The organism is Mesorhizobium sp. WSM4823 (assembly GCF_055811195.1).
The window spans coordinates 813,000-826,493 of sequence record NZ_JBVVQL010000001.1 but is presented as its reverse complement, the minus strand read 5'-3'; the positions used below and the strand labels follow the sequence as shown (position 1 = coordinate 826,493).

Annotated in this window: 17 protein-coding genes; 4 read left to right on the top strand and 13 right to left on the bottom strand. The window is 61.6% G+C overall.

The features are described from left to right. Positions 1 to 2: 2 nt before the first annotated feature. From rnhA to coxB, 11 genes are all read right to left on the bottom strand, one after another. The gene (gene rnhA / locus AC0L26_RS03990) at positions 3 to 536 is read right to left on the bottom strand and encodes a ribonuclease HI (protein WP_352938632.1); all 534 of its coding nucleotides are present in this window, start codon (positions 534 to 536) and stop codon (positions 3 to 5) included. Continuing rightward, positions 533 to 1,495 (bottom strand): homoserine kinase, encoded by a 963-nt coding sequence (locus AC0L26_RS03985; RefSeq protein ID WP_473631347.1) that lies wholly within the window; start codon positions 1,493 to 1,495, stop codon positions 533 to 535. The genes rnhA and AC0L26_RS03985 overlap by 4 nt, the downstream gene beginning before the upstream one ends. A 5-nt stretch (positions 1,496 to 1,500) precedes the next feature. Further along, on the bottom strand, positions 1,501 to 2,511 hold the full coding sequence (gene ispH / locus AC0L26_RS03980) for a 4-hydroxy-3-methylbut-2-enyl diphosphate reductase (RefSeq protein ID WP_473631346.1): 1,011 nt from the start codon (positions 2,509 to 2,511) through the stop codon (positions 1,501 to 1,503). Positions 2,512 to 2,750: 239 nt separating this feature from the next. Next, on the bottom strand, positions 2,751 to 3,548 hold the full coding sequence (locus tag AC0L26_RS03975; RefSeq protein ID WP_352938639.1) for an SURF1 family protein: 798 nt from the start codon (positions 3,546 to 3,548) through the stop codon (positions 2,751 to 2,753). Next, positions 3,545 to 3,931 (bottom strand): DUF983 domain-containing protein, encoded by a 387-nt coding sequence (locus AC0L26_RS03970; protein ID WP_473631344.1) that lies wholly within the window; start codon positions 3,929 to 3,931, stop codon positions 3,545 to 3,547. The genes AC0L26_RS03975 and AC0L26_RS03970 overlap by 4 nt, the downstream gene beginning before the upstream one ends. 80 nt (positions 3,932 to 4,011) lie before the next feature. Further along, positions 4,012 to 4,893 (bottom strand): cytochrome c oxidase subunit 3, encoded by an 882-nt coding sequence (locus tag AC0L26_RS03965; RefSeq protein ID WP_473631343.1) that lies wholly within the window; start codon positions 4,891 to 4,893, stop codon positions 4,012 to 4,014. A gap of 1 nt (position 4,894) precedes the next feature. Further along, positions 4,895 to 5,536: a cytochrome c oxidase assembly protein gene (locus AC0L26_RS03960; RefSeq protein WP_473631342.1), complete on the bottom strand. Its 642-nt coding sequence runs from the start codon at positions 5,534 to 5,536 to the stop codon at positions 4,895 to 4,897. Positions 5,537 to 5,544: 8 nt separating this feature from the next. After that, entirely contained in the window at positions 5,545 to 5,706 is a 162-nt protein-coding gene (locus tag AC0L26_RS03955; RefSeq protein WP_473631544.1) for a hypothetical protein, read from the bottom strand. A gap of 2 nt (positions 5,707 to 5,708) precedes the next feature. Further along, positions 5,709 to 6,650 (bottom strand): heme o synthase, encoded by a 942-nt coding sequence (locus AC0L26_RS03950; RefSeq protein ID WP_473631341.1) that lies wholly within the window; start codon positions 6,648 to 6,650, stop codon positions 5,709 to 5,711. 76 nt (positions 6,651 to 6,726) lie between these two features. After that, positions 6,727 to 8,379 carry a cytochrome c oxidase subunit I gene (ctaD, locus tag AC0L26_RS03945; protein ID WP_095486177.1) on the bottom strand — a complete coding sequence of 551 codons (1,653 nt, stop codon included), beginning with the start codon at positions 8,377 to 8,379 and terminating at the stop codon, positions 6,727 to 6,729. A 37-nt stretch (positions 8,380 to 8,416) separates the two neighbouring features. Next, positions 8,417 to 9,301, bottom strand: coding sequence for a cytochrome c oxidase subunit II (gene coxB, locus AC0L26_RS03940; protein WP_473631340.1), 885 nt, complete (start codon positions 9,299 to 9,301; stop codon positions 8,417 to 8,419). 374 nt (positions 9,302 to 9,675) lie between these two features. Between coxB and AC0L26_RS03935 the strand changes: the two genes are divergently transcribed. From AC0L26_RS03935 to AC0L26_RS03920, 4 genes are all read left to right on the top strand, one after another. Then, positions 9,676 to 10,248, top strand: a complete 573-nt coding sequence (locus AC0L26_RS03935; RefSeq protein ID WP_473631339.1) for an invasion associated locus B family protein — start codon at positions 9,676 to 9,678, stop codon at positions 10,246 to 10,248. 139 nt (positions 10,249 to 10,387) lie between these two features. After that, positions 10,388 to 11,800 (top strand): metalloprotease TldD, encoded by a 1,413-nt coding sequence (gene tldD / locus AC0L26_RS03930; RefSeq protein WP_473631338.1) that lies wholly within the window; start codon positions 10,388 to 10,390, stop codon positions 11,798 to 11,800. A gap of 144 nt (positions 11,801 to 11,944) precedes the next feature. Further along, positions 11,945 to 12,220, top strand: coding sequence for an AbrB/MazE/SpoVT family DNA-binding domain-containing protein (locus tag AC0L26_RS03925; RefSeq protein WP_473631337.1), 276 nt, complete (start codon positions 11,945 to 11,947; stop codon positions 12,218 to 12,220). Further along, positions 12,207 to 12,596, top strand: a complete 390-nt coding sequence (locus AC0L26_RS03920; RefSeq protein WP_473631336.1) for a type II toxin-antitoxin system VapC family toxin — start codon at positions 12,207 to 12,209, stop codon at positions 12,594 to 12,596. The genes AC0L26_RS03925 and AC0L26_RS03920 overlap by 14 nt, the downstream gene beginning before the upstream one ends. A gap of 50 nt (positions 12,597 to 12,646) precedes the next feature. Here the strand turns inward: AC0L26_RS03920 and AC0L26_RS03915 are convergent, their stop codons facing one another. Beyond that, positions 12,647 to 13,000, bottom strand: a complete 354-nt coding sequence (locus AC0L26_RS03915) for an antitoxin Xre/MbcA/ParS toxin-binding domain-containing protein (protein WP_473631335.1) — start codon at positions 12,998 to 13,000, stop codon at positions 12,647 to 12,649. A 108-nt stretch (positions 13,001 to 13,108) separates the two neighbouring features. After that, positions 13,109 to 13,393: a hypothetical protein gene (locus tag AC0L26_RS03910; protein ID WP_473631334.1), complete on the bottom strand. Its 285-nt coding sequence runs from the start codon at positions 13,391 to 13,393 to the stop codon at positions 13,109 to 13,111. Positions 13,394 to 13,494: the final 101 nt, after the last annotated feature.

Genomic DNA, 13,494 nt, shown 5'->3' with positions numbered 1-13,494 from the left:
GGTTAGTAGCTCTGGGTCGAGCGACGCACTTTCTTGCCAGCCGGCTGCTTGGCTTGGGTGCTTTCCCTAGCCGAAGCGGGCGCTGGCCTGGCCGGCTTGCTCTTGAACGGCGCCATGCCGAGCCGTGCCAGCTCATCGGCACGCTCGTTCTCTGGATGGCCGGCATGGCCCTTGACCCAATGCCATACGACCTGATGACGATTGCGCGCCTCGTCGAGGGCCTGCCACAGTTCGGCATTCTTCACCGGCTGCCTGGCGGCCGTCTTCCAGCCGTTGCGCTTCCAGCCGTCGATCCAGCTGAAAATACCGTCCTTGACGTAGTTGCTGTCGGTGTAAAGATCGACGGCACAGGGTTCTTTCAGCGCATTGAGCGCCGAGATGGCAGCCAAAAGTTCCATGCGATTGTTCGTGGTAGCAGCCTCGCCGCCCGACAGTTCTTTCGTGACGCCGTTGAAGCGCAGGACCGCACCCCAGCCGCCAGGCCCCGGATTGCCCGAACAGGCACCATCGGTGAAGATTTCAACGCGCTTAGTCATGTCAGCCCGTATTCGGAAGGAGATTTGATCGCCCGGTGGAAACGCATCCGCCTGATATATTCGGTCGGGTCGCGTTTGATGACCAGCCCGCCATTGGCAACAGTCAGCCAGTCGTAAAGCCGGGTCAGCATGAAACGCAGCGCCGAGCCGCGCGCCAGCATCGGCAGCGCCGCTTTCTCCTCGCCGCTCAAGGGCCGCACGCTTTGGTAGCCGGCAAGCAGCGCCGTGCCCTTGGTCAGGTTGAAGGAAAAATCCTTCTCGAAGCACCAGGCATTGAGGCAGGTGGCGACATCATAGGCGTAGAGATCGTTGCAGGCGAAATAGAAGTCGATCAGCCCGGACAGTTTCTCGCCGAGGAAGAAGACATTGTCCGGGAAAAGATCGGCATGGATGATGCCTTCCGGCAGGCCTTTGGGCCAGTTCCGTTCGAAATCGGCAAAGTCGGCATCGACCTCGGCCGCAAGTCCCGGCTCGACCTCGTCGGCGCGCGCGTGGGACGCGTCCCACAGCTTGCGCCAGCCATCTATGGCAAGGGCGTTCGGGCGGGTCATGGGAAAGTCCTGACCCGCGAGATGGAGTTGCGCCAGCGCCTTGCCGACCTCACCGCAATGCGCTGATGTCGGCCGCCGCAGCGAAAGTCCTTCGAGGAAGGTGATGATGACCGCCGGCCGGCCGGCGAGCGTTCCGATAACGCCGCCATCATGCGCCGTCACCGGAAGCGGGCAGGAAATGTCCTTCCTGGCGAGATGGCCCATGAGGCCGAGGAAGAACGGCAGGTCGGCCTTGTCGACGCGCTTTTCGTAAAGCGTCAGGATGTAGGAGCCGCTGGTCGTGTGCAGCAGGAAATTTGAATTCTCAGTGCCTTCGGCGATGCCCTTGTAGGACAGCAGATCGCCGACCGGATAGGCCTTCAGGAACGCGCCGAGCTCACTTTCATTGACGTCGGTGTAGACCGCCATGGATCTTACGCGGCCCCGTTGACGAAGGCCATGTCGGCCGCCGTCAGTTCGACGTCGCGCAGCACCCGCATCACCGGAAAATCTTCCGTTTCCGTGGCTGTCACCGCCAACTCGATCGTCACATTGAAGCGCTGCCGGAAGGCGTCGATGATCTCGTCAACAATGATTTCCGGCGCTGAGGCACCTGCCGACAGGCCGAGCGTCGAGATGCCGGCAATGTCAGTCCACGGAATTTCGGAGGCGCGCTGTACGAGGAGTGACATCGAGGCGCCGGCGCGTTCGGCCACTTCGACAAGACGCCGCGAATTGGAGGAGTTGGGGGCGCCGACGATCAGGAAGAGATCGGCACCAGCAGCGGTCTCCTTGACCGCCTCCTGACGGTTGGTGGTGGCATAGCAGATCGATTCCGCGGCCGCCGCATGCAAATCGGGAAAACGATCCTTGAGCACGCGGATGATGCCGGCGGTGTCCTCGACCGAGAGCGTCGTCTGGGTGACGAAACCGAGTGCCTGCGGGTCGGCCGGCACCAATTTCGCCGCGTCGGTTTCGGTTTCGATCAAGGTGACGGCCCCGTCTGGCAATTGCCCCATCGTGCCGATCACTTCCGGGTGGCCGGCATGGCCGATGAGAAGCACATGGCGGCCGAGCCGCTGATGGCGCATCGCCTGCTTGTGGACCTTCGAAACCAACGGGCAGGTGGCGTCGAGATAGAAGAGATCGCGCGCCTGGGCGTCCGCCGGCACCGACTTCGGCACGCCATGCGCCGAAAAGACGACCGGGCTTTGGCGATGCTCCGCCGGTATCTCGGAGAGCTCCTCAATGAACACCGCACCGAGGCTTTGCAGGCCCTCCACGACGTAACGATTGTGTACGATCTCATGGCGGACATAAACCGGCGCGCCGTATTTCTTCAGCGCCAGCACGACGATCTGGATGGCGCGGTCGACGCCGGCGCAAAAGCCCCTGGGCTGGCAGAGCCTTATCGTCAGCGGTGGCTTTGTGGTCGTGTGAAGCATGATTTCCGGCCGGTTGGTCGTATCGTGAACTCAAGTCTCGAACTCAAGGCGCGAAATGAGGGGCGCACCCCTGCCCTGTCAAGGGCGCCGATGGTGATCATTAGAGCGACGTGCGTCCGAATGGACGCACGAAGTACGCTGTAGAGCCGTTCGTGGAACGGCTCTACCTCTTTGTTTCAACGCAATTCCGGACGGAAAACCGTTCACACTTTTCCTGGAATTGCTCTGACACTTTCAACCTACGCATCGTGCTTTCCGAAAATCGATTCCGATTTTCGGGCCGATGCGTCTTTCGCCGGGCGGCGAAGCATGAAGATGAGGACGCCGGCAAGGGCAGCGGCAAGGCCGTACCAGGTTACCGCATATTGCAAATGGCTGTTCGGCAGGTCGATGATCGTAACGCCGCCGACCGGCAGCCCGCCCGGGTTCGGCGTGGCGTCCGCGTCGATGAAGAATGGCACCAGTCCCGCGCCGGCCGGCAGGCTCGCGCTTGCCGCCATCGCATCGCGATCCTTCCAGTAAAAGATGTTCTTTCGCGGATCATTGTCTGGAAGCATCATCGATGGCTTCGCCGGCAGCGGGTTGCGGGCGAGCCCCGTCACCGTCACCTGGCCCGCACCTTGGCTTTGCGGGCGCTTGGCCGCATCCTTGAGATCGTAGGGCACGAAGCCGCGATTGATCAGGGCGAAGCGGCCATCCTCCAGATGCAAGGGTGTGAAGACATTGAAGCCGGACTGGCCTTGCCAGGTCGCAAAGAAATGTCGCTCACCCTCATGCAGGAAAGTACCGGTCACGGTCACCGGCATGTAGTCGACATCGCCGGTGGCGGCAAACCGCTTTTCGACTTCCGCCAATGGCACAGGCGCCGAATGCGTGCGCTCGTTTATGGTCTGGAGAAGACCCTCTTTCCAGTACAGGCGCTGAACTTGCCAGGTGCCGAGCGCCAGCAGAATGACGAACAGCACGAGGCCGAGGCCAAGCAGCAATGCCATCTTCGGCCGCGAACGGCCCGCGACCGAATCGGATGTCGCGTTCATTCGCCGAGATCCAGCCTGCCCTCGGCTGCCTTATTGCGATATTGCAGGGTCAAGAGCACGCCCTTGATCAGCCTGAGCGCCCCAAGGCATAGCACCAGTGTCAGCGGTATCCACAGCACGAGATGCAGCCAGAGCGGCGGACTAAGCGTCACCTCCATCCACAACGCCAGCCCGACGACGACGAAGCCGATGATTAGGATGACGAACACTGCCGGCCCGTCGCCGGCATCGGCGTAGGAATAGTCGAGGCCGCAATTGGCGCAGCGTTTGCCGACGGTGAGAAAGCCGGAAAACAGTCGTCCCTCGCCACAGCGCGGGCAGCGGCCGTGCAGGCCGGCCCGAATCGGATCGACCGGGGGCCAGATCGCCTTGTCGTCGCTCATTCCGATACCTTAGTGCCCTTCGCTCCAAAAGATAAGGCGGCCACGTCGCCGCAGCCGCCCCTCAATTCGTCAAGAAGATTTCAGTGGCCTTCGATCACCGCGCCGGCTGATGCCCAGACATAGATGGATGCGAACAGGAACAGCCAGACCACGTCGACGAAGTGCCAATACCAGGCGGCGGCCTCGAAGCCGAAATGCTGCTTTGGCGTGAAATCGCCCTTCATCGCGCGGACCAGGCAGACCAGCAGGAAAATGGTGCCGATGATGACGTGGAAGCCGTGGAAGCCGGTCGCCATGAAGAAGGTGGCGCCGTAGATCGAATCCCTGAAGCCGAACGGCGCGTGCATGTACTCGTAAGCCTGCACCATGGTGAACAGCATGCCGAGGCCAACGGTCAGCACCAGGCCGTTGATCAACCCCTTGCGGTCGCCATGAAGCAGCGCGTGGTGCGCCCAGGTCACCGTGGTGCCCGACAGAAGCAGGATGACGGTGTTGTAGAGCGGCAGGTGGAACGGGTCGAGGACCTCGAGGCCCTTGGGCGGCCAGACACCACCGGTGAAGGCGGCGCGAGCGTATTGCTGTGCCTCGCCGGGAAACAGGCTGGCGTCGAAGAATGCCCAGAACCAGGCGACGAAGAACATCACCTCGGAAGCGATGAACATGATCATGCCGTAGCGCAGATGCAGCGACACGACACGCGTGTGGTGGCCTTCATGCGCTTCCTTGATGGTGTCCGACCACCAGGCGTACATGGTGTAGATGACGATCAAGAGGCCGATGTAGAACAGCCAGGGATTGGCGATGTTGAAGCCGAAGATCGGGAAATCGCCGCCCTTGAGATACTGCATGTAACAGACGCCGCCGATCGCGGTGACCAGCGCGCCGACCGAGCCGAGGAACGGCCACGGGCTCGGGTTGACGAGATGGTAGTCATGTTGTGGTCTTGCGTGCGCGTCTGCCATATCAACCCCCGAGGCTTCCTTCGGTATGTGAAACTTTGTTGCTTGTGCCTTCGGCCGGCACTGACGCCGCCACCGGCTTGTTCTTCTCGTTCTTCTCGACCGGGAACATCGTGTAGGACAGGGTGATCGTCTTCAAGTCCTTCAGCTCCGGCGCGTTGACGATGTCGGGATCGACATAGAACACGACCGGCATGTCCAGCGTCTCGCCAGGCTTCAGCGTCGTGTCGGTGAAGCAGAAACACTCGACCTTGTTGAAGTAAGATCCCGCCAGTTCCGGCTGCACGTTGAAGGTCGCGCGGGCGGTGGTGGCGCGGTTGAACTTGTTGGTCGCGCTGTAATGCGCCTGGGCCGTCTCGCCTATCTTGATGGTGACCGAGCGGGCGACGGGCTCGAATTGCCATGGCACGCCCGCCGTGTTGGCGTCGAAGCGGATGGTGATGTCGCGGTCGAGCACGCGGTCGGCATATTGCTGCGTTGCACGTCTCACGGTGCCACCGTAACCGGTCGCCTGACAGAACATCGCGTAGAGCGGCACCGCGGCATAGGCCATGCCGATCATGCCGCCGAAAAAGGCTATGCAGACGCCGGCGACGATGCGGTTGGTGTTCTTCTTTTGAGGATGGGTCGCTGTTTGGCGATTCATCTTGAGCCTCACATCGTTCCGGTGAGGTTGTGACCGAATTTCACGACAGTCGCGATATAGAAGATGACGACGAGTACCGCCAGCGCCAGGCCGATGGCTACCGAGCGGTTGCGCCGGGCCTTCTGCTGGCGTTCCGTCAGCGTGACGAGTTCAAGCTTCTTGTCGGTCATGATCATGCTCCGCCCGCCAGCACGCGCCCGATGACGCAGTCGGCAAGATAGATGGCGAAGATGGCGAAGAGATAGAGCAGCGAGTAACCGAACAATGCCTTGGCCGGCTTCATCACATGGTCGTCGTCCGCCATCTGCAGCACCTTCCACGCATACCAGACGAAGCCGGCGCCAAGCAGCACCGCAGCGACGCCGTAGACGGGAGTGGTGAACCCGAGCGCCCATGGCAGCACGCCAACCGGCGCAAGGATCAGCGCGTAGGCGAAGATCTGGCGTCGGGTCGAAGCATGGCCGGCGACATTCGGCATCATCGGAATTCCGGCCCTGGCATAGTCCTGCGACTTGAAGAGAGCGAGCGCCCAGAAATGCGGCGGCGTCCACAGGAAGATGATCAGGAACAGGACGACGCTTTCCAGGCTGACCGTCCCGGTCACCGCGGCCCAGCCGATCACCGGCGGAATAGCGCCGGCAGCACCGCCGATGACAATGTTCTGCGGCGTCCAGCGCTTCAGCCACATCGTGTAGACGACGGCATAGAAAAAGATGGTGAAGGCCAGGAGCGTCGCCGACAGCCAATTGACCAGCACGCCGAGCGTCATCACTGACAGCACCGACAGCACCAGGCCGAAACTCAGTGCCTCGCCGGGCCGGATGCGGCCGGCCGGCACCGGACGGCCGGCGGTCCTGGTCATCACTGCATCGATATCGGCGTCATACCACATGTTGAGCGCGCCTGAGGCGCCAGCACCAATGGCAATAGCCAGGATAGCGACCACCGCCAGAAGCGGGTTGATGGTCACAGGGGCCGCGACCAGGCCGACAAAGGCGGTGAACACCACCAGCGACATGACGCGCGGCTTCAACAGGGCGAAGAAATCGCCCGCCGTTGCTTCCGACATGCGAAAGCCCGGTTCGTCAGTCAATGTGTCGTCGACAAGGGCCATGCGTACTTAAAGTCCATTATTCCGTTGGCCAAAACCGCCTGAGGACCGGCGGTTCCGTATTCGTCCAGGCAGAAGCCTATTTGATCTTCGGCAACTGTTCCCACTGGTGGAAAGGCGGCGGCGAAGGCAGCTGCCATTCGAGCGTCGTCGCACCCTCGCCCCATGGGTTGGCGCCGGCCACCCGCTTCTTCTGGAAGGCCTCGAACACGCCATAGAGGAAGATGACCACGCCGACAGCCGAGATGTACGACCCGTAGGACGACACCATGTTCCAGCCGGCAAACGCATCCGGATAGTCGATGTAGCGACGCGGCATGCCGGAGAGGCCGAGGAAATGCTGCGGGAAGAAGACGAGGTTGACGCCGACGAAGGTGACCCAGAAGTGGGTGTTGGCGATGACCGGCGAATACATGTAGCCGGTCATCTTCGGGAACCAGTAGTACCAGCCGGCGAAGATGGCAAAGACCGCGCCCAGCGACAGCACATAGTGGAAATGTGCGACCACGTAATAGGTGTCGTGCAGCGGGCGGTCGAGACCGGCATTGGCAAGCTGGACGCCGGTAACGCCGCCGACGGTGAACAGGAAAATGAAGCCGATCGCCCACAGCATCGGGGTCTTGAGCGAAATCGACCCGCCCCACATGGTGGCGATCCACGAGAATATCTTCACGCCCGTCGGCACCGCGATAACCATGGTGGCGAAGACGAAATAGCGCTGCGTGTCGAGCGACAGGCCGGTCGTGTACATATGGTGCGCCCAGACGATAAAGCCGACCGCACCGATCGCGACCATGGCATAGGCCATGCCGAGATAGCCGAAGATGGGCTTCTTAGAGAAGGTCGAGACGATGTGGCTGACGATGCCGAAGCCCGGCAGGATCAGGATGTAGACTTCCGGGTGCCCGAAGAACCAGAACAGGTGCTGGAACAGGATCGGGTCGCCGCCGCCATCCGGCGCGAAGAAGGTGGTGCCGAAGTTGCGGTCGGTCAGAAGCATGGTGATGCCGCCGGCCAGAACCGGAAGCGACAACAGCAGCAGGAAAGCGGTGATCAGCACCGACCAGGCGAACAGCGGCATCTTGTGCAGCGTCATGCCGGGCGCGCGCATGTTGAAGATGGTGGTGATGAAATTGATGGCGCCCAGGATCGACGATGCGCCGGCGATGTGCAGCGACAGGATCGCAAGATCCATCGCCGGTCCCGGCTGGCCCGACGTCGATAGCGGCGGATAGATCGTCCAGCCGCCGCCGACGCCGTAGGCGCCAGGCGCGCTCGGCACGAAGGCCGAGATGATCAGCAGGATGAAAGCCGGTGGCAGCAACCAGAACGAAACGTTGTTCATGCGCGGGAAGGCCATGTCGGGCGCGCCGATCATGATCGGCACCATCCAGTTGGCGAAGCCGCCGATCAGCGCCGGCATGACCATGAAGAAGATCATGATCAGCGCATGTGCGGTGGTGAAGGCGTTGTACATGCTCTTGCCGCCGTCGAGCGCAGCGTCGGCGTTCAAGCCGTAAACCATCTGCGCCAGGCCGGTGAAGATCTGGATCCCCGGCTCCTGCAGTTCCATGCGCATGACGACCGAAAGGGCACCGCCGACGCAGCCCGCCATGATCGCGAAGATCAGATATAGCGTCCCGATATCCTTGTGGTTGGTCGAATACACCCACCGGACCCAGCCATGATACGGCTTATGGTCGTGATCGTCGTGAGCTGCAGCGTCTGCCATGTTCGGCTCCGTTCCCTGATCTTTTCTGGTCGCGGCATCAGTTGCCGGCGGCCGCTACCTTATCTTTGCTGTCGACCTCGGCCATCAGCGCCTTGTTGGCGCCGGGAAGGTCGGTGCCGGCCGCCGCCAGCCAGGTCTTGTACTGGGCGTCGGAGACGACGCGGATCGCGATCGGCATGAAGGCGTGGTCCTTGCCGCAGAGCTCCGAACACTGGCCGTAATAGAGGCCTTCCTTTTCCGCCTTGAACCAGACCTCGTTGATGCGGCCCGGAACCGCGTCGGTCTTGATCCCGAAGGACGGCATAGCGAAGGCGTGGATCACGTCTGCCGCTGTCACCAGCACCCGGGTCATGGTGTTGACCGGCACCACCATCTCGTTGTCGACGGCGAGCAGGCGCGGATAAACGCCGCGATCTTCCTTACCGGCCGCAGCGCGGTCAGAATCCGCCAGGATCGCCGAATTGAAGGAAAGCGTGTTTTCGGTCTGGTATTCGTAGTCCCAGTTCCACTGGTTGCCGGTCGCCTTGACGGTCAGCTTGGCTTCTTCCGGCGGCGTGTATTGCGCGGTCAGAAGCTGAAAAGAAGGGATGGCGAGACAGAGCAGGACGACGACCGGCCCGACCGTCCAGATCACCTCGATCAGCGTGTTGTGGCTGGTGCGCGACGGGGTCGGATTGACGCTGGCGCGGAATTTCACGATGCAATAGGCAATAAGAGCGAGCACGAAGAGGGTGATCGGGACGATGAACCACAGCGTGTAGTGCTCGAACCAGGCGATCTGCCGCATCATGTCGGTGGCGGCGGGCTGGAAGGTCATCTCCCACTGCGCAGGCTGGGCGGCATGGGCGGATGCACCAGTGAACAGCGTGGCGGCGGCCCAAGCGCTTGCTAGGAATTTGGCGCCTGCTAGGAATTTTCTCATTGCCCTCATTATCTCCCAGTTCCTCGCGATCGGACCGCAAGAATATCGAACAACGTCGGGACGGGAATCCCGGACAGTCCCGAGGCTGGTTCAAACCATACTCTATTTGCCTCTGCAAGAAAGGAGCGGAGGAAACCGTGCGGCATTTTTGCGCGCAAGCGCGGCTGCGTCTTTTGGCGGCGGCCTCGGTGTGGGCCGACCGCGGAAGCCCTAACGGCGGAGTGTCCCGGCAAAATGCGCCGGGCGGTCGCAATTCGGGCGAATTTGGCACAGAAAAGCGCATAATTGCTTTGGTCGAAGCGGACCGGCAGTGGTCTCGTCCTTTACTTGCCCTTGGCGCGGCTTAAAGTGCCGTGATTCGCAATGGAGCCGTCATGAACTCTTGGCTTTGGGCAATGAGGCCTTCGAGGCTTGGACTTTCGAGAAGCTTGGCGAAGGTCATCTTTCTCGCCGCCGTGTCTTGCGGCTTGTCTGGCATTGGCCTGTCCGGCGTCAGCCAGGCCAATGCCGCGCAGCCAAGCGGCAAGGTGCGGTCGACGCATGGCGCGTGGTCGATCATCTGCGACACGCCGGCCGGCGCCACATCAGAACAATGCGTGATGATGCAGAACGTCGTCGCCGAGGACCGTCCCGAGATGGGGCTTTCCGTCGTCGTGCTGCGCACCGCTGACAACAAGGCCGAAATCCTGCGCGTGCTGGCGCCGCTCGGCGTGCTGCTGCCCAATGGACTCGGCCTCAATGTCGACGGCAAGGACATCGGCCGGGCCTATTTCGTGCGCTGCTTCCAGGACGGCTGTTACGCCGAGGTCATTCTCGAAAAGCCGCTGCTCGACACGCTGAAGACTGGAACATCGGCTACCTTCATCGTCTTCCAGACGCCGGAGGAAGGCATCGGCATTCCCGTCGAACTCAAGGGTTTCGCCGAGGGTTTTGCCGCCCTGCCCTGATCCGGTCAGAATCTTAAAATCCTGCCAACGAAAAGAGATTGTGACCGGCTTTAGCGATGACAATGGTCATTGCCGATTGTCTGGGCGCACCTTCGCGCCTACATCGTGAGGACAATCTCTTTCCACGGACGGACCTGCCATGAACAGCCTGATCGGCCAATTCGACATTTCCGACGATCGCATCAAGCAGATCGTCGCCGACACCATCAACGGCGCCGACGACGGCGAGTTGTTTCTCGAATACAGCGAAAGCGAAGCGCTGATGTTCGACAATGGCCGGCTCAAGACCGCCAATTTCAACACCGACCAGGGTTTTGGCCTGCGTGCCGTCGCCGGCGAAGCCAGTGGCTACGCGCATTCCAGCGATCTTTCCGAAGCATCGCTGCTGCGCGCCGCCGACGCCGTCTCGACGGTCAAGGGCGGCTATTCCGGCACGCTTGCCGCAGCACCCGCCCGCACCAACCGCCATCTCTATGGCGAGGAGAACCCGATCCCCTCGCCCTCCTTCGAGGCCAAGGCCAAGCTGCTTCAGGAAATCGATGCGTGGCTGCGAGCCGAGGATCCGCGCGTGCGGCAGGTGACGGCGTCGCTCGCCGCCTCCTGGCAGCATGTCGAGATCGTGCGCGCCGATGGCCAGGTGGTGCGCGACATCCGTCCGCTGGTCAGGATCAACGTGTCGGTAGTGGTCGGCAATGGCGACCGCCAGGAGAGCGGCTCCTACGGCATGGGCGGGCGCAAGGCGTTTGGCGAATTCCTGGTCGAGGAGAGCTGGAAGCACGCGGCCAAGGAGGCGCTGCGGCAAGCGCTGGTCAACCTCGAGGCGATCCCGGCGCCGGCCGGCACCTTCGACATCGTCCTGTCCAGCGGCTGGCCGGGCGTCATGCTGCACGAGGCCGTCGGCCACGGGCTGGAAGGCGACTTCAACCGCAAGAAGACATCGGCCTTCGCTGGGCTGATGGGCCAGCAGGTCGCCGCGAAAGGTGTGACCGTCGTCGACGACGGTACCATGGCCGAGCGGCGCGGCTCGCTGACCGTCGATGATGAAGGCACGCCGTCAGCCCGCAACGTGCTGATCGAAGACGGCAAGCTTGTCGGCTACATGCAGGACCGCCAGAACGCCCGGCTGATGGGCATGAACGCTACCGGCAACGGACGGCGCGAAGGCTATGCGCACCAGCCGATGCCGCGCATGACCAACACCTACATGACATCAGGCGACATAGAGCCGGACGAAATCATCGCGTCGGTCAAGAACGGCATCTATGCCGTCTCCTTCGGTGGCGGCCAGGTCGACATCACCTCAGGCAAGTTCGTGTTCGGCTGCACCGAGGCCTACATGATCGAGAACGGCAAGGTGACGCAGCCGATCAAGGGCGCCATGCTGATCGGCAATGGGCCTGACGCCATGCACCGCGTTTCGATGATCGGCAACGACATGAAGCTCGACACCGGCATCGGCATGTGCGGCAAATCAGGACAGGGCGTACCGGTCGGCGTCGGCCAGCCGCATCTCAGGATGAACCAGATGACGGTCGGCGGGACGAGAGTTTGATGGATCAGCGCCGAGACATCTTCACCCGAATGCCCAACTCCCGCCCAACGCCTCTTCATCGTGTCAAGTAAGCGTACTTGCGCCTTGAACGTGGCGCGGGCTTCATCTATCTTACGTTTGTCTTACAACTAAGGGCGCGCCGAAATGGCTGCTACGGAAAAGCTCATAACCACCGTCTCGACCAAGGGACAGGTTATTTTGCCCAGCGCGATCCGGAAACGGAGGGAATGGGATGCCGGCACACGCCTTCTGGTCGAGGATACTCCAGAGGGCGTGCTGCTGAAACCTGCGCCAGTCTTCGCCGAGACGCGGCCAGAGGACGTGTTTGGATCCCTGCCCCATAGAGGCAAGCCGAAGACGTTGGAAGAAATGGACGCGGGTGTGCTCGCCGAAGCGCGACGGCGCCATGCTCGCGATTGATACTAACCTGATCGTCCGCTACCTGACAGGCGATCATCCGACGCAGTCTTCCCGCGCCCGGGCGCTGATCGATAGCCAGCCGGTCTTTGTCGCCGTCACGGTGATCTTGGAGGTCGAGTGGGTGTTGCGCAGCACCTATGGTTTTGCGCCGCTCGAAATCACCCGTACGCTACGGGCGTTTAGTGGGCTCCCCACGGTGGAGGTGGAGGACGTAGCGGTCGTGTCGTCCGCGCTCGACCTCTCGGAAAGAGGATTGGATTTCGCTGATGCGCTGCATCTGTGCAAGTCCGCTCACTGCGCTGGCTTCGCGACTTTTGATCGCAAGTTCGTCAAGGCCGCAAAGGCCGCTGGGTATGACGGGGTGCAAGAAGCGTAGCGGACTTCCGGCCAACCACTTCAGCGCGGCATGAAGGCTTATCACAGGCTTCAGGCATAAATGCCGGAACGGACAGCCTCCAGATAGGCGAGTACCTTGTCCGTCTTGCCCTCACGGACCAGATCGTAGGCGGTCTTTCCGGCCCAGCCAGGGATAGGCTGATGCTTGAACCAGATAGCCACGCGTTGTTCATTGCCAGCCATGTCGCCTGCCATCATCAGGATGCGAACGACGGGACTGAGTGCAGCGTCGAACTTGCGTGCGCTGGCCTTGGCGGCAAGTGTGCTGCGCGTGACACCGATCAGGCCGGCCAGTTCGGTCAAGTTGACGCCGAGCAGTTCGGCAACCCGCCTCGCCGAGAGGCTTTGTGACCGCGCCGGGACTTCGAAGTCTCCGGTGTTCATGATGACTTCCTGACGCTTCGGACCTCTCTCGTGACTTGCGTATAGTTCAAGCTCAACCGCTATCCGGAACAGATGGGCTTGAAGCGCATGGCCTCCGGGTGCGAGCGGCTACGTCTTGCTGACAGATCTGCGCGACGTCGCATAGAGGATCAGGAAGCCGACAACACCGCCGATCGCTTGCCTGATCCAGGCACTCAGGTAGTCGACAGCCCCGTCCTGACTGGAGACATATAGCGCAGCTCCGACAAATGTCATGACCGCGATGCCAAGTGCATAGGATGGCAACAGCCCGATGCGGGTGACCTTTCTCAAAAGCCAGCCGATCAGCGCACCGGTTAGCGCCATGAACAAAGCGGCGCCCAAAATCTCAGCCACAACCCTTGATGAAAACATTATTCTTCCCCCTCTACCCTAGCGTGCATCATGCTCGTTTCGGTCGGGAAACACAACATGCAAAAACAAGAATTTTAGCGTGTCTCGCAAGCCGTCAACGC

Bases quoted from the DNA above. Each gene is read 5' to 3' on its own strand.
- AC0L26_RS03910 (WP_473631334.1), bottom strand. From the start codon at position 13,393: ATGTTTTCATCAAGGGTTGTGGCTGAGATTTTGGGCGCCGCTTTGTTC.
- AC0L26_RS03975 (WP_352938639.1), bottom strand. From the start codon at position 3,548: ATGAACGCGACATCCGATTCGGTCGCGGGCCGTTCGCGGCCGAAGATG.
- coxB (WP_473631340.1), bottom strand. From the start codon at position 9,301: ATGAGAAAATTCCTAGCAGGCGCCAAATTCCTAGCAAGCGCTTGGGCC.
- AC0L26_RS03965 (WP_473631343.1), bottom strand. From the start codon at position 4,893: ATGGCAGACGCGCACGCAAGACCACAACATGACTACCATCTCGTCAAC.
- ispH (WP_473631346.1), bottom strand. From the start codon at position 2,511: ATGCTTCACACGACCACAAAGCCACCGCTGACGATAAGGCTCTGCCAG.
- AC0L26_RS03915 (WP_473631335.1), bottom strand. From the start codon at position 13,000: ATGAACACCGGAGACTTCGAAGTCCCGGCGCGGTCACAAAGCCTCTCG.
- AC0L26_RS03985 (WP_473631347.1), bottom strand. From the start codon at position 1,495: ATGGCGGTCTACACCGACGTCAATGAAAGTGAGCTCGGCGCGTTCCTG.
- AC0L26_RS03960 (WP_473631342.1), bottom strand. From the start codon at position 5,536: ATGAATCGCCAAACAGCGACCCATCCTCAAAAGAAGAACACCAACCGC.
- AC0L26_RS03935 (WP_473631339.1), top strand. From the start codon at position 9,676: ATGAACTCTTGGCTTTGGGCAATGAGGCCTTCGAGGCTTGGACTTTCG.
- tldD (WP_473631338.1), top strand. From the start codon at position 10,388: ATGAACAGCCTGATCGGCCAATTCGACATTTCCGACGATCGCATCAAG.
- ctaD (WP_095486177.1), bottom strand. From the start codon at position 8,379: ATGGCAGACGCTGCAGCTCACGACGATCACGACCATAAGCCGTATCAT.
- AC0L26_RS03950 (WP_473631341.1), bottom strand. From the start codon at position 6,650: ATGGCCCTTGTCGACGACACATTGACTGACGAACCGGGCTTTCGCATG.
- AC0L26_RS03920 (WP_473631336.1), top strand. From the start codon at position 12,207: ATGCTCGCGATTGATACTAACCTGATCGTCCGCTACCTGACAGGCGAT.
- AC0L26_RS03970 (WP_473631344.1), bottom strand. From the start codon at position 3,931: ATGAGCGACGACAAGGCGATCTGGCCCCCGGTCGATCCGATTCGGGCC.
- AC0L26_RS03925 (WP_473631337.1), top strand. From the start codon at position 11,945: ATGGCTGCTACGGAAAAGCTCATAACCACCGTCTCGACCAAGGGACAG.
- rnhA (WP_352938632.1), bottom strand. From the start codon at position 536: ATGACTAAGCGCGTTGAAATCTTCACCGATGGTGCCTGTTCGGGCAAT.
- AC0L26_RS03955 (WP_473631544.1), bottom strand. From the start codon at position 5,706: ATGACCGACAAGAAGCTTGAACTCGTCACGCTGACGGAACGCCAGCAG.